At 64.2% G+C, this 14,611-nt stretch carries 12 protein-coding genes; 6 read left to right on the forward strand and 6 right to left on the reverse strand.

All coding sequences use genetic code 11. The annotated features are described in order from the left end of the window. Positions 1 to 26: 26 nt before the first annotated feature. Both LOY54_RS05540 and LOY54_RS05545 read left to right on the forward strand, forming a co-directional pair. Complete coding sequence (locus LOY54_RS05540; RefSeq protein WP_408980557.1) at positions 27 to 3,623, forward strand: transporter substrate-binding domain-containing protein; 3,597 nt, start codon at positions 27 to 29, stop codon at positions 3,621 to 3,623. 84 nt (positions 3,624 to 3,707) lie between these two features. Beyond that, a complete protein-coding gene (locus LOY54_RS05545) occupies positions 3,708 to 4,928 on the forward strand; it encodes an EAL domain-containing protein (protein ID WP_258609720.1) in 1,221 nt (406 codons plus the stop codon). 7 nt (positions 4,929 to 4,935) lie between these two features. Here LOY54_RS05545 and LOY54_RS05550 read toward each other — a convergent pair whose 3' ends face one another. Beyond that, a complete protein-coding gene (locus LOY54_RS05550) occupies positions 4,936 to 5,598 on the reverse strand; it encodes a response regulator transcription factor (protein WP_045193697.1) in 663 nt (220 codons plus the stop codon). A 138-nt stretch (positions 5,599 to 5,736) separates the two neighbouring features. Between LOY54_RS05550 and LOY54_RS05555 the strand changes: the two genes are divergently transcribed. Further along, complete coding sequence (locus LOY54_RS05555) at positions 5,737 to 6,033, forward strand: DUF3509 domain-containing protein (RefSeq protein ID WP_408980558.1); 297 nt, start codon at positions 5,737 to 5,739, stop codon at positions 6,031 to 6,033. Between the two features lie 159 nt (positions 6,034 to 6,192). On the opposite strand, the gene LOY54_RS05560 is transcribed toward LOY54_RS05555, so the two are convergent. Together LOY54_RS05560 and LOY54_RS05565 are read right to left on the reverse strand one after the other, a co-directional pair. Continuing rightward, entirely contained in the window at positions 6,193 to 7,080 is an 888-nt protein-coding gene (locus tag LOY54_RS05560) for a TIGR02285 family protein (protein ID WP_093386805.1), read from the reverse strand. Between the two features lie 44 nt (positions 7,081 to 7,124). Next, on the reverse strand, positions 7,125 to 8,324 hold the full coding sequence (locus LOY54_RS05565) for a CaiB/BaiF CoA-transferase family protein (RefSeq protein WP_258609724.1): 1,200 nt from the start codon (positions 8,322 to 8,324) through the stop codon (positions 7,125 to 7,127). A 130-nt stretch (positions 8,325 to 8,454) separates the two neighbouring features. Between LOY54_RS05565 and LOY54_RS05570 the strand changes: the two genes are divergently transcribed. The 3 genes from LOY54_RS05570 (at position 8,455) to LOY54_RS05580 (ending at position 11,982) form a co-directional block, all read left to right on the forward strand. Further along, the gene (locus LOY54_RS05570; RefSeq protein ID WP_045193694.1) at positions 8,455 to 8,994 is read left to right on the forward strand and encodes a YaeQ family protein; all 540 of its coding nucleotides are present in this window, start codon (positions 8,455 to 8,457) and stop codon (positions 8,992 to 8,994) included. A gap of 54 nt (positions 8,995 to 9,048) precedes the next feature. Next, the gene (gene recJ, locus LOY54_RS05575; protein ID WP_258609726.1) at positions 9,049 to 10,758 is read left to right on the forward strand and encodes a single-stranded-DNA-specific exonuclease RecJ; all 1,710 of its coding nucleotides are present in this window, start codon (positions 9,049 to 9,051) and stop codon (positions 10,756 to 10,758) included. A 117-nt stretch (positions 10,759 to 10,875) separates the two neighbouring features. Further along, positions 10,876 to 11,982, forward strand: coding sequence for an NADH:flavin oxidoreductase/NADH oxidase (locus LOY54_RS05580; protein ID WP_045193692.1), 1,107 nt, complete (start codon positions 10,876 to 10,878; stop codon positions 11,980 to 11,982). 85 nt (positions 11,983 to 12,067) lie between these two features. On the opposite strand, the gene LOY54_RS05585 is transcribed toward LOY54_RS05580, so the two are convergent. The 3 genes from LOY54_RS05585 to LOY54_RS05595 all read right to left on the reverse strand — a co-directional run bounded on the left by LOY54_RS05585 (position 12,068) and on the right by LOY54_RS05595 (position 14,599). Beyond that, complete coding sequence (locus tag LOY54_RS05585; protein ID WP_093386790.1) at positions 12,068 to 12,400, reverse strand: type II toxin-antitoxin system HicB family antitoxin; 333 nt, start codon at positions 12,398 to 12,400, stop codon at positions 12,068 to 12,070. Beyond that, a complete protein-coding gene (locus LOY54_RS05590; RefSeq protein WP_258610693.1) occupies positions 12,397 to 12,651 on the reverse strand; it encodes a type II toxin-antitoxin system HicA family toxin in 255 nt (84 codons plus the stop codon). Before LOY54_RS05590 ends, LOY54_RS05585 begins: the two co-directional genes overlap by 4 nt. 85 nt (positions 12,652 to 12,736) lie before the next feature. After that, complete coding sequence (locus LOY54_RS05595) at positions 12,737 to 14,599, reverse strand: NAD(P)/FAD-dependent oxidoreductase (protein ID WP_258609728.1); 1,863 nt, start codon at positions 14,597 to 14,599, stop codon at positions 12,737 to 12,739. Between the last annotated feature and the right edge of the window lie 12 nt (positions 14,600 to 14,611).

Below are 14,611 nucleotides of genomic sequence, written 5' to 3' on the forward strand. Positions count from 1 at the left end.
TTTGCAGCAACGGATCAAGGGTATCAATGAGCACCGGACATCGACGCACAACAGGGCTGTTGCTGGCCTGCCTGTTCTGGCTGGGTATCGGGCCCTGGGCCCAGGCCGCCCAGAGCCTGCCCTTTACCCTGGTACCGCCGTTCACCGAGCTTGGGCCGATGCCATTGACCGCGGCCCAGCAACAATGGCTGGGCCCGGCGCGGGTGTTGCGGGTCGGCATCTCGTTTGCCGATTACGAGCCGGTGGACATCACCATCGACCGCAACCGCTACCAGGGCATCAGCGCCGACTACCTGAGCCTGGTCGCCGAACGCCTGGGGGTGAAAACCCAGGTGCTGGCCTTCGCCAAGCGCGAGGAGGCGATCGAGGCCCTGCGCCATGGCGACATCGATGTCCTGACCAGCGCCAACGGCTTTGAGCGCAGCGTGGCGGGCCTGGCGTTCTCCGACGATTACATTCCGGACCGCTCCATGGTCGTGGTGCGTGGCGGCGCGCCGGTGCCGCCAAAGTCGCTGGCGGGGAAGAAAGTGGTCCTGCTCGACGGTTATGCCGACACCCGGGTCATGCACCAGGTTTATCCCGACAGCCAGGTGCTGCTGGCGCCCAACCTCAGCAGTGCCCTGGAGGCGCTCAATCAGGGTGAAGTGGATGCGTTTGTCGGCAACGAGATCATCATCCGCGCCTTCAACGCGCTGCGTCCGTACCTGGGCCTGCAGGTGGTCGGACCCAGCGCCTTGCCGCCGATTGGCTTCGCCTTTGCCGTGCGTGCCGAAGACCGGCTACTGCAGGAGATGTTCAACCAGGCGCTGGCCAGTATCGAGGAGTCGGTGCGCCGCGAAATTCTTGGCCGCTGGACCTCCGGCCTGGGCTCGGACGTGGCTCATCACCGGGTCGAGCTGAGCGTCGCCGAGCGCCGCTGGATCGCCAGCCATCCGCGGGTGACCGTGGTTGGTAGCCAGTATCCGCCTTACCTGTTCCGCACTCGCCAGGGCGCCTGGGTGGGGCTTAACAGCGATGTGCTGGCGACCATTGCGCAGATGACGGGCCTGCAGTTTGACTATGCGCCGTCCGAATCGATTGCCCAGAGCCTGGAGCTGCTCAGGAGCGGGCAGGCCGACATGAGCACAACCCTCAGTGAAACCGCGGAGCGCCGCGAGTTTCTCGGGTTCACTCATTCCATTGGCGGGCAGAGCTGGGTGTTCATCGTTCGTGCGCCGCAACTGGGCCTGGCGTCGCTGGACGAACTGGCCGGGCAGACCCTGGCACTGCCGGCGCAGCATGCGCTGGAGAGCACCCTTCGCGAGGATCACCCGGGTATTCGCCTGTTGTTGGTGGGCTCGCTGGAGCAAGCCCGGGAAAAGGTCCGCAACGGCGAAGCCCTGGCCACCATCGACAGCGAAATCGGCGCCTACAGCGTGATCGGCAACGACCCGGTGCTCAAGGTCGGGCGTGGAGTCGAGGGCAAGTGGGCACCGGACCGGTTCTCGGTACGGCGCAGCGCTCCGGAGCTGGAAAGCATCCTCAACAAGGCCCTGGAAGCCTTCCCGGTCGCCGAGTTGCGTGCCGTGCGCATGAAGTGGCTGGGCGCGCTGGCGCCGCCAGCGCCGGCCTGGCAGCGGATTGCACCGTGGATCTACTGGACCGTGGCGGCGGCGGTACTGTTCGGGCTGGTGTCGCTGGTCTGGAGCAGTCGCTTGCGCGCGCAGATCAACCAGCGGCAGAAGGCCGAGCAAGCCCTCAACGACCAGTTGGCGTTCAAGCGCGCACTGCTCGACGGAATCCCCAACCCGATCTACGTGCGCGACCTGGAAGGGCGGCTGATCACCTGCAACAAAAGCTACGAACAGGCCTTCTCGATGCGCCTGGAAGATGTCAAGGGCCGGCGGCTGACAGACATCGATGTCATTCCCGAGGCGCTGGCCAGGCAACTGCATGCCGATTACCTGAGCCTGCTCGAAGATCCGCAACCGGTGTTCGCGGACCGCTGTATCGAGTTTGAGGGCCAGCGCACCGATGCCTACCAGTGGACCGTGCCGTTCTACAGTGCCGACGGGCAGCTGCAAGGCCTGCTGGGGGGCTGGATCGACATCACCGAGCGCAAGCAACTGGAGGTGGCGCTGGTCGAAGCCCGGCAGCAGGCCGAGCAGGCCAACCAGGCCAAAAGTACCTTTCTGGCGACCATGAGCCACGAGATTCGCACGCCCATGGCGGTGATCATCGGCCTGCTCGAACTTGAGCGGGAAACCACCCTGGGCCGCGGCGAGCAACCGTCCCGGCGGCTGGAAACCGCCCATCAATCAGCCCGTGAGCTGATTGCGCTGATCGGTGACAGCCTCGACCTTGCCCGGATCGAGGCCGGCAGCCTGCAGCTCGAACCCCAGGCCCGGGCACTGGCGCCGTTTCTCAAGGCTATCGTCGAGCAGTTCCAGGCCCAGGCCCTGGCTCAGGGCCTGGACTTGCGCCTGCAACTGGCCAGCGAAGCAGAAGGGGTGTACTGGTTCGACCCGCTGCGCTTGCGCCAGGTGCTGACCAACCTGCTGGGCAACGCCCTGAAATTCACCCACCTGGGCCTGGTAGAGCTGCAGGTCAGCCGCACGGGCTGCGACAGTTTGCAGGGCATTGGCTTGCGCCTGTGTGTGCGTGACACCGGCATCGGTATCAGCAAGCAACAGCAGAGCGCGCTGTTCCAGCCCTTCGCTCAGGCAGGCGCGGGTGCCGAATATGGCGGCTCGGGCCTGGGCCTGAGCATTTGCCGGCAGTTGGTCGAGTTGATGGGCGGCAACATTGCCCTGCGTAGCGTGCCGGGCAAAGGTACCGAGGTCAGTGTCGAGCTGACCCTCGAAGCGCTGGCTGCCGAGCCTGTAGCGCCAGCGCCGACGCGTGGGCTGGCGGGCGGGCCGGCGCGGCGGATTCTGGTGGTTGATGACCTTTCGGCCAGCCGCTTGGTGCTCAGCCAGCAACTGGAATTCCTTGGCCATGAGGTGCTGGCTGTGGAGAACGGCCAGAGTGCTTTGCAGGCCTGGCAGGACGGCGATTTCGACCTGGTGCTCAGCGATTGCAACATGCCGGTGATGAACGGTTATGCGCTGGCCCGTGGCATCCGCCGCCTGGAACGCGACAGCCAGCGCCCAGCGATCGCCATCGTTGGCTGCACCGCCAACGCTATGAAAGAGGAGCGCGCCCGCTGCCTGGAGGCCGGCATGGATGAATGCCTGGTCAAGCCGGTTGCGCTGGCCCAGCTTGTTGCGGTGATCGACAGGCTGGCCGCACGGCCCAGCTTCAGGATGGATACCCTGCAGAAGATGACCCAGGCCAACAATGCGGTACTGCGGCGCATGCTTGAGGAGTTGCGCAAAAACCTGCGGGAAGAGTCCGCTTTGCTCGCTTCTGCCGTCCAGACCCAAGGCTGGGAAGCCATTGGCGTGGCATTGCACCGCCTCAAGGGCGTCGCCTGCCTGATTGATGCGCTGCCCCTGGCACAGGCGTGCGCGCAACTGGAAAAGGCCAGCCAGGTGCGCTCGATGCAGGCTGCCGACCCGGGATGGGCAGCATTGCAGGCGGCAATCGACCAGTTAAATCAGGACATTGAACAAGAGCTGTGGAAAATGTCACCTAAACTTTAGGACATGTCCTATGGGCGTCCTAGGCCAATTTTCCTAGAGTTGCACAGTGCTGTCGTTCAGATCGGCTACTGCGGGGAAATTTTCATGCGCTCACTTAAGGTTCTGATTCTCGAGGATCATCCTTTCCAACTGATGGCCTTGCATCAGATGCTCAATGCCAATGGCGTCTTCGATGTGCTGACGGCAGAGTCGGTCGACGGCGCACGGCAGACGCTGTCCCGGCGCGGGCGGGTCGATATCGCCATCTGCGACCTGCACATGGACGGCCAGGACGGCCTGGAGCTGATCCGTCACCTGGCTGACAGCGGCCTGGCGGCGGCCTTGATTATCCTCAGCAGCGCCGAACGTGGTGTGCTCGATAGCGTTGCCGACCTGGCGCGACAGTTGGGCTTGCGGGTGCTCGGCAGTCTGCAGAAGCCGGCTTGCAGCGTGTCGCTGCACAAGTTGCTGCGCCGCTACCTCGACGAGCCCGGCGATTCGCCCCAGGCGCTCGCCGCACCGGCCCATGCCGAGCTGTTGGCCATGTCGCCCGCCGAGTTGGCGCAGAGCCAGGCGCAGTGGCAGGCCCATTACCAGCCCAAGGTGGCTTTCGACGGTGCCCTGGTCGGGGTGGAGGCGTTGGTACGTTGGCAACACCCAAGCCTTGGCTTGCTTAGCCCGGCGCAGTTCTTCCCCTTGATCGAAGGCGCCGGGCTGCTGGAGATGCTTAGCTGGCATGTGCTCGACCAGGCCCTGGCATTCAGTGCCCAGGCCAGGCTCGCCAGTGGCCAGCCGCTACCCGTGGCGGTCAACATCGCCCCGCTGATGCTCACCCGCGATGATTTCGCCGCGCAGGTTGTTGCGGCCCTCAAGCGCCATGACGTGCCGGCCAGCGCCCTGACCCTGGAGGTCATCGAAACCCACAGCTGCCAGCTCGACAGCAAGCAGCTCGAAGGGCTGCTGCACCTGCGCATCCAGGGTTGCCAACTGTCGATCGATGATTTCGGCACGGGCGTGTCCAATCTGCAGCGCCTGCTCGAACTGCCATTCAGCGAGTTGAAACTGCCCAGCGAGTTTGTCCGGGGCATGGCCGATGACGGCCGCAAGGCCGCGGTGGTGGCGGGGGCGCTGATCATGGCCCGGCGCATGGACCTGAACGTGGTGGTCGAGGGCGTCGAGACGGTGGATGACCTGATGGCGATCAAGGCCCTGGGCAGCCCGATCATGCAGGGCTATTTCATTGCCCGGCCGATGGCGGGGCAGGACCTGCGCCGGTGGATGCTCGAGCGTGAGCCGGCCGAGTCCAGGCTGCGGCGCAGGGCGTGAACAGCCTTCAGCCCAGGCCGTGCTCCTGCAAATAGAGGTACAGCGCGGCGTCATTGGCCAGGCCCAGCTTGCGCATGGCACTGACCTTCTGGCTGCTCACTGTCTGCTTGCTGCGGTTGAGCAGGGTGGCGATCTGGCCGACCGTGTGGCCGCCGGCGAGCAGGCGGGCGACTTCCAGCTCGCGCGGTGACAACGCCGTCTGGTCGCGAGCCAGGTCTTCACGCACGGCACCGTCCTGCAACAGCAACTGCTGCACCGAATCGGCCAGGTAAATCTTGCCGCTGCGCAGGCGGGCGATGGCCTGGGGCAATTCGTCGGCCAGGCTGGCCTTGCTCAGCAGGCCATTGACGCCCAGGGCCAGCATGGCCCGGAACAGCCCGGCATTGTTGAGCATGGTCACCACCAGCAGCGGCAACTGCGGATGGTGCCGGCGCAGTTGTTCGAGCAGCTTCAAGCCATCGTTCTGCTGCTCCAGCGGCATCATGAAGTCGGTCACCAGCACGTCGCATTCCAGGCTTTGCAGCAGCGTCGTGAGCTCCAGCGGGCCGCCAGCTTCGCCCACTACGCGAATGCCCGGAAGCTGCTCGAGCACGGCGCGCAGGCCGATGCGAAAGATCGGGTGATCATCGGCCAGGATGATGCGCAGTTCACTGGGGGCAGGGGCTGTCACAGGCAGGCTCCGCTCAACGTGCTGGATTTCAATCTGTCATTTTTGCCGGGCATGCTGGGTAAAGGAAATCGCACTGAGAGAACTTTTCCGGCTGCCTCAGGGTCAGTGAAAGACCCCTTCTCGACAGGTAGGTGAACAATGAATGAGATGGAATGTATCAGATTGTTGCTTGGTCAAGCATTGGCACCGTACCGGGTCAGGCTGGTGCGCCTGAGCACCGGCTGTGATTTCGACCTGCGCCTGACCGACGAAGCCAACCGCAGTGTGCTGCGGCGCACGGTCAAGCCCAGCCAGTTGCAGGACCAGCGCCTGCTGGTCGACCTGGTCGATGGCCTGCAGCGTGACCTGCTGATTGTAGAGGGCCGCCTGCAGCCTTGTGTCATCGCGGCGCAGCGCCATCTGCAGCAAGGCCGCTCGATCAGCGCCGGGGTGTGACGGAACCTTTGCCGGGCAAGGCAATCAGACCTGACAAGGACAGCTGATCGGGATTTTGCTCCGATGTCGTGAAGCTGTCGTGCGAAGCCCTATGGGCTTTTGTTTAGCCCCGGGCGGCCTCCCCACCGTTCGGGGTTTCTTTTTGCCTGCGATCGGGCCTCAGGGGTGCTCGCCAAACAGGTGCAGGCTGTCGTGCAGGTACTGTTCGCGCATTTGCGGCGCCAGCCACTGGGCGTACAGGTCGGGCAAGGTGTCGTTGCGCAGCGGCAGTAGCAGTTTGTTGATATGGCTGATGGCTTCGCGCCCCAGCGGCGTGTCGGAGCAGCCGACCCGCAGCAACTGGTACTGCTCGACTCCCTGGATCGGGTAGAAGGCATAGTCGTCGCTGGGCCAGCCTTGCTGTTGCAGCAGGTAGCGCACTTCCGGCCAGTAGCCGAGCACCAGTTGCAGGCGGTCATGCTGCTGCATTTGCAGCAGGCTGGTCACTGCGTCATTGCCGTAGTGGCGGCTGAGGGTAGTGTCGGGCAGGGTCTTGAGCAGTTCATCAACCGCCGGGCTGTAGCTGCGCTGAGCCACCACACCCAGCTTGAGCGCGGTACTGCCGAGCAGCGTCTGCAGGTCGACCTGCTGGTTGTGCAGGTAGGGGTCAAGCAGGTGCTGGTCCTTGCGCCGGACCACCAGGCCGCTGCTGAGCACGCCCAGGCTGGGGATCGAGAAATGCACATAGCGCGCGCGCTCCGGGGTCCACAGCAGGGTCGGATCGCAGGTGAAGGTGGGCGCCTGGAGCATCTGGATGCCGCGGGCGCGGTTGACCCGGACGATGCTGTGATCGTACTCGGGCATCTGTTCGATCAGCAGCGGCAGCAAGCGGTCGATCACCCCCTGGCCCTTGCCGGTGCCTTCGAAAATGGTCAGCGGCGGCAAGTCGCGCAACAACCAGAACAAACGCTCCTTGGCCGAGGCCGGAGCGGGCAGGCCCAGGCAAAGCAACAGACCTAGCAACAGCGGCAATCCACGACGCATGCTCGCTTGCCAGTGATGGGTCATGTCCAGGTCTCCACCGTTGCCACGCAACTTGAGTAGTGCCGTGTTCAGACTGCGCCTTGCGTGCGTAGCCGGGCAATCGCTGCTGTGTCATAACCCAGCCCGGCCAGTACCTGCTCGGTGTGGGCTCCAAGCTCCGGCCCGACCCATTCGCTGGAGCCGGGGGTGTCCGAGAGCTTGGGGACGATTCCCGGCATCTTGAACGGCGTGCCGTCGGGCAGCTTGGCTTGCAGGAACATCTCGCGGGCGAGAAACTGCGGGTCGCTGAACATATCTTCGGCACTGTAGATGCGGCTGGCCGGTACCTGGGCCTCATTGAGCACCTGCATCAGCGCATCCAGTGGCAAGGTCCGCGCCCAGCGGTCGATCACCCCGTACAACTCATCGCGGCGCAGGTCGCGGCCGTCATTGCTGGCGAGCGCCGGATCGTCGGCCAGGTCATTGCGGCCGATGGCCTGCATGAAGCGCTTGAAGATCGCATCGCCATTGGCGCCGATCTGCACGTGCTTGCCATCGGCGCTGGTGTGGATGGAGGAGGGGGTGATGCCGGGCATGATGTTGCCGGTACGCTCGCGGATAAAGCCGAACACGTCGAACTCCGGCACCATGCTTTCCATCATGGCGAAGATCGCCTCATACAAGGCGACATCCACCACCTGGCCCTGGCCGCCGTTGACTTCGCGATGACGCAGGGCCATCAACGCCCCGATCACGCCCCACAAGGCCGCAATCGAGTCACCGATGGAGATGCCGGTACGTACCGGTGGGCGGTCCTCGAAACCGGTGATGTAGCGCAGCCCGCCCATGGATTCGCCGACGGCGCCGAACCCCGGCTGGTCTTTCATCGGCCCGGTCTGGCCGAAGCCGGACAGGCGCACCATCACCAGCTTCGGGTTGAGGGCGTGCAGCACGTCCCAGCCCAGGCCGAGTTTTTCCAGCACCCCGGGGCGGAAGTTCTCGATCAGGATGTCGGCCTCGGCCAGCAGCTTCTTGAGAATATCCAGCCCTTCGGCATGCTTGAGGTTGAGCGTGAGCGACTGCTTGTTGCGGGCCTGGACGAACCACCACAGCGACGTGCCTTCGTACAGCTTGCGCCACTTGCGCAGCGGGTCGCCGCCATCGGGCGACTCGACCTTGACTACCTCGGCGCCGAATTCGGCGCAGATGCGCGAAGCGAACGGGCCGGCGATCAGGGTGCCGAGTTCGATGACTTTGAGGCCGGCGAGAGGTTTGCTGGGCGTAGGCATGAGGCGTCCGTGGCAGCGGGTCAGGGCCCCCGTTTTTATCATAGCTGGGCGCGCCCAGATACTGCTGCGGCGCAAGGAACATGCGGATCGGTTAGACTGGGCGACTTTCCTTGCCGCAAGAAGCCCGTCCATGGCCCAGCCATCCACCACCTACAAGTTTGAACTGAACCTCACCGACCTTGACCGCGGCGTGTACGAAAGCGTCAAGCAGACCATCGCCCGTCACCCGTCGGAAACCGAAGAGCGCATGGCCGTGCGTCTGCTGGCCTACGCCCTGTGGTACAACGAGCAACTGTCTTTTGGCCGCGGTCTGTCGGACGTGGACGAAGCGGCGGTGTGGGAAAAGAGCCTGGACGATCGCATCCTGCACTGGATCGAAGTCGGCCAGCCCGATGCCGATCGTCTGACCTGGTGCTCGCGTCGCACCGAGCGCACCAGCCTGCTGGCCTATGGCAGCCTGCGCGTGTGGGAAACCAAGGTGCTGCCGGCGGTCAAGAACCTGAAAAACCTCAACATCGCCGCCGTGCCCCAGGAAGTTCTGGAAACCCTGGCCAAGGACATGCCGCGGGCGATCAAGTGGGACGTGATGATCAGCGAAGGCACGGTGTTCGTCACCGACGATCGCGGCCAGCACGAAGTCCAGCTGCAATGGCTGATGGGCGAGCGCTGATCGCGCGTCCTTTCAAGCCGAACATCCCTGATTGACGAGAAGCCCCAACGCCCCATGCGTATCGATCCCCGCCCGTTGCCGTCCACGTTGCCCTTTCTCGGCGACCTGCCACCCTTGCTGACCCGCCTGTATGCCGCCCGTGGCGTGCAATCGGCAGCCGAGCTGGATAAGAGCCTGGCGCGCCTGCTGCCTTACCAGCAGCTCAAGGGCATCGAGGCGGCAGTCGACCTGCTGGTGACGGCACTGGCAGAACGCCAGCGCATCCTCATCGTCGGCGACTTCGACGCCGATGGCGCCACCGCCAGCACCGTCGGCCTGCTCGGCCTGCGTCTGCTGGGTGCTGCCCATGTTGATTACCTGGTGCCCAACCGCTTCGAGTACGGCTATGGCCTGACTCCGGAGATTGTCGAAGTGGCCTTGCAGCGCCAGCCGCAATTGCTGATCACCGTCGACAACGGCATTTCCAGCGTCGAAGGCGTGGCCGCCGCCAAAGCTGCGGGATTGAAGGTCCTGGTGACCGATCACCACCTGCCTGGCCATGAGCTGCCCGCGGCCGACGCCATCGTCAACCCCAACCAGCCGGGCTGCGAGTTCCCCAGCAAGGCGCTGGCCGGGGTCGGGGTGATTTTCTATGTGCTGATGGCCTTGCGCGCGCGGTTGCGCAGCCTCGGGCACTACGACAACACGCCGCAACCGAACATTGGCGAGCTGCTCGATCTGGTGGCCCTGGGCAGCGTCGCTGACGTGGTGCCGCTGGATGCCAACAACCGCATCCTGGTGCACCAGGGCCTGGAACGCATTCGTGCCGGACGGGCTCGGCCGGGGCTCAAGGCCATTCTTGAAGTGGCCCGCCGCGATCATGCGCGTATCACCTCCACCGACCTTGGCTTTATTCTCGGCCCACGGCTCAATGCGGCCGGGCGCCTGGACGACATGAGCCTGGGCATCGAGTGCCTGCTCAGTGACGATGCCAACCTGGCTCGGGAAATGGCCGGCCAGCTCGACGAACTGAACCAGGACCGCAAATCCATCGAGCAGGGCATGCAGCGCGAAGCCCTGGCCCAGCTCAAGGACCTGCCGCTGGACTCGATGCCGTTCGGCCTGTGCCTGTTCGAGCCGGACTGGCACCAGGGCGTGATCGGCATCCTTGCCTCGCGCCTGAAAGAGCGTTACCACCGCCCGACCATCGCCTTTGCCGATGCCGGCGACGGCATGCTCAAGGGCTCGGCGCGCTCGGTGCCGGGCTTTCATATTCGCGATGCGCTGGATGCCGTGGCGGCGCGCCATCCGCAGTTGATCAGCAAGTTCGGCGGCCACGCCATGGCCGCCGGCCTGTCGCTGCCGGCTGATAACTTTCCGGCCTTTGCCCAGGCCTTCGACGAAGAAACCCGTCGCCAGCTGCGTGAAGAAGACCTCACCGGCCGCTTGCTGTCGGACGGCACCCTGGCGGTCGAGGAGTTCCACCTGGAGCTGGCCCGGGCTTTGCGCAATGCCGGGCCGTGGGGCCAGCACTTCCCCGAGCCGCTGTTCCACGGGGTGTTCCAGCTGGTCGAGCAACGGATCGTCGGTGAGCGGCACCTGAAGGTGGTGCTCAAGAGCGAATGCGGTTCGCTCAAGCTCGATGGCATCGCCTTTGGCGTCGACCGGGAAGTCTGGCCCAACCCCACCGTGCGCTGGGTCGAGCTGGCCTACAAGCTCGACGTCAACGAGTTTCGCGGCCAGGAAAGCGTGCAACTGATGATCGCGCATATCGAGCCGCGCTGATCTCACGGGGCAAAGTGGTCTAGGCTTCGAATGATGGGTCGAAGAACCTGCGGGGAAGATTCTGTAGTCGGCCGGTCAACTACCTGGAGCCTTACCACTTGATTTGAGAGGTGCCCCATGAGCCTGCTGCTTGAGCCGTATACCCTGCGCCAGCTGATCCTGCCCAACCGCATTGCCGTCTCACCCATGTGCCAGTATTCCAGTGTCGACGGCCTGGCCAATGACTGGCACCTGGTGCACCTGGGCAGCCGCGCGGTGGGTGGTGCCGGGCTGATTTTCACCGAAGCCACTGCCGTGACTGCCGACGGGCGCATTACCGCGCAAGACCTGGGCTTGTGGGACGATGCGCAGATCCCGGGGCTGCAACGCATCACCCGTTTCATCACCGCCCAGGGCGCGGTGCCCGGCATTCAGCTGGCCCATGCAGGGCGCAAAGCCAGCACCCATCGGCCGTGGCTGGGCAAGCATGGCAGCGTCAAGGTTGACGATGGCGGCTGGGTGCCAGTGGGGCCCTCGAAAATTGCCTTCGACCCGGAGCACACCGCACCCAGCGAACTGAACGAAGCGCAGATCGGCGAGATCATCCAGGCCTTTGTCGCCGCTGCCCGGCGCGCCCTTGAGGCCGGTTTCAAGGTGGTCGAAGTGCATGCCGCCCATGGCTACCTGTTGCACCAGTTCCTGTCGCCATTGAGCAACCAGCGCCGCGACCAGTACGGCAGCTGCTTTGAAAACCGCATTCGCCTGACCCTGCAAGTGACCGAAGCGGTGCGCGAGGTGTGGCCGGCCGAGTTGCCGGTGTTCGTGCGGCTATCGGCCACTGATTGGGTCGAGGATGGCTGGAACCCGGATGAGACCGTGGAGCTGGCCAAGCGCCTGCGCAAACTGGGCGTGGACCTGATCGACGTGTCCTCTGGCGGCACCTCGGTAAAAGCCGAGATCCCGACCGGGCCGGGCTATCAGACTCAGTTCGCGGCCAAAGTGCGGGAAGAGGCGGGAATCGCCACCGGGACGGTGGGCATGATCACCGACCCGATGCAGGCTGAAACCATCTTGCGTACGGCGCAGGCCGATATCATTTTCCTCGCCCGCGAATTGCTGCGCGACCCGTACTGGCCGCTGCATGCCGACGACGACCTGGGCGGCAACAAGGCGGTGTGGCCGGCGCAGTATCAACGGGCTACCAGCCGCGACCAGCCGATACATGAGTCTGATTTACGCGATTGACTGAATGGCGAGCGCTTCGCGCTCGATCGCAGGCAAGCCAGCTCCCACAGGTTCGGCGTACATAAACCCTCTGTGGGAGCGGGCCTTAGGCATGTGCGGCCTGGCTCAACACATCGCTGACCCACTGGTTGATGCTCTTGTCTGCCAACTCAGCTTTTTGCGCGACGCTGGCATGCAGCGTCGGCTCAAGGCGCAAGCTCAATTTCCCCGAGTAAGCTTTCTGTGGTTCACGTCCCAGGCGCGCGCAGGTATCAAGGTAATCATCCACGGCTTCTTCGAAGGCGCTGCGCAACTGCGGGACCGATTGCGCGTGAAAGCCGATCACATCGCGTATACCGGCGACATGGCCGATCAGCAATTGGTCTTCATCGCTGTATTCAATACGGGCGGCGTAGCCCTTGTAGTTCATGACATTCATGGGGTCACTCCTGCCTGTTCCAGAAAGTACCGCGCATCGCGGATCTGATAAGGCTTGGCATCTTTATCCGGATGAGGGCGATGGAACGTCGCGATCACACCATTGAGTTCAAAGCGCACGCGTGAACCTCTGCCTTCGATTACCCGGCCTCCCGCACCGACCAACAAAGATTCGATGCGAGCCCATTCCAGATTGCCGGGTATCGGTTTGCTGAAGATTGACTTCAGCGTACTGCGCTGATGATTATTAATGGTATCAGATTATGATACCGTCTGCGATGCAGCAATGGGGTGTCCGTAGGGCGAAGCCTTTATGGATGAAGGAGGTTTCCTGGATTTAGCCCAGTTCCCCCACCGCACGCCACGCCTCATCAATCGCCGCATGGGCATAGGCGCTCCAGGCCGCGTCCGAGTTGGCGATGCTGACCTTGCCCACGGGCTGGCGCGCCAGCTCCATCCACTGCTCGATCTGCGCCGGGTCGTCGTAGAGGGTATTGGTGGAGCAGGCATAACCATGGGGCCAGCGGTTGACCGTAATCGCCAGGATGTCCTTGTTGTGGTCAAAGCCACCAGGACCCAGCATGCGTTGCAACTGCTCGCGCAGCTGGCTTTCCAGTACCTCGAATGAGGTGCCGTACAGGCGCCCGCGTCCGGCACGGGCCTGGTCGCGGCTGCTCATGCCGCTGTCGGGGCTGGTCGGGACAAACACCATGTGCAGGCCGATGGGCTGCGCCGGGTCGCGTGGATGTTCGTAGCCGCCGAGGCTCACCGGGTAGTCGAGCTTGATCCGGCTGTAGGGCTGGGTGGCGGCGTAGATCTCGTGCACGCCAAGCTTCTGGAACGCTTGCCAGTTGCTCACGATGACCTTGGTGTACACCAGCGGGAACTTGACGTTCTGGCTCAGGGCGTGGGCCTGTTCGGCCGACAGGTCGCGCAGCAGGTAGGGGATCATCATGTTGTAGCAGGCCAGGACGCAGTGCTTGGCGCGCACCTTGGCCAGTTGCCCGGCGCGGCTGTAGCCGACATCGACTCCACCCGCGACGTTGCGCACGCTCACCGCCGTGCTGTTCAGGCGCAGGCGCAGCGGTTGCCCGGCGCGGTCGAGCTGGCTGTAGTCGAAATTGGCGAGGACGATGTCTTCCATGCTCTGGCCCGGCGCCACCGATGGCACCAGGCTGCGCACCAGCAGGCGTGCCAGCGAGGCGTTGCCGTCGGGGAAGTGGTAGATGTAGGGCTCTTCCATCTCCGCCTTGGCTTCCTCGCTGAGCGGCGCCAGGTTCATCGCGGCAAAACCCGGGAAGCCGACAGAGTAGGCGTCGGCAGCGGCGACGGCATCGATGCCCACGGCCATGAAGTCGTTGCTGCGGCCCTGGAAGTACTTGACCGCCCTGGCCGACAGGCCGACGTCCTTGAGCAGGAAGTCGCGGTAGCTGGTGCGCTCCAGATAGGCCGTCTTGTCCTCCAGCGACTTGCCGGCCAGGTAGTCGCGCGGCGCCTGGTGCAGGTCGATCAGCGCCTTGCGGTCGCTTGCGGGCAGGGGGAAGTCATTGATGAAGTCGGCAATCGGGCGGGCGTTGAGCTGGCTCGGGGCGATGTCGTCGGCGACCATCGGCGTCGGGTCGCCAGTGACCAGCTTGTCTTCGCCGAAGGTTTCCTGGTCGAAGAACACCGCGCGCGACAGGCCCAGGTCGGGGTAGAAGCTGCGGTCAAAGGCGGTCTCGAAACGCTTGATATCGACGCCAAGCTTTTGCAGCAGGCCGTTGACCTCCTTGCTGTACAGATGGTTGGGCGACTGCAAGGCTTCACTGCCGCCATAGCCAAGGATCATCCGCCCACCGGCGCTGAACTCGTTGCGCTTGGCGTGGCCGCCGAAATCGTCATGGTTCTCGAGGATCAGGATCTTCGCGGCGGGATGTTTCTCGCGATAGAAGAACGCCGCCGCCAGGCCGCTGATGCCGCCGCCGACCACCACCAGGTCGTATTCCTCGCTGATCGCCAGGGCGTCGGTGGCGAAGGTCTTTTTCTCCCAGCCCATCTGGTGCGCAACTTCGAAGGCGCCGACATGGCTGCCACGCAAACCGGTCAAGGCCGGTGGGTAATAGCGCCCGCTGGGGGCCGCCTGAAGCAGTTGCAGCGGGGTCAGGCCCGCTGCGACGCCGATGGCGACTCCGTTGATGAAGTCGCGTCGGGTGATTTCCATGGGTGTCCTTAC

Origin of the sequence: Pseudomonas sp. B21-032, assembly GCF_024748965.1 — a bacterium.
Lineage (GTDB): Bacteria > Pseudomonadota > Gammaproteobacteria > Pseudomonadales > Pseudomonadaceae > Aquipseudomonas.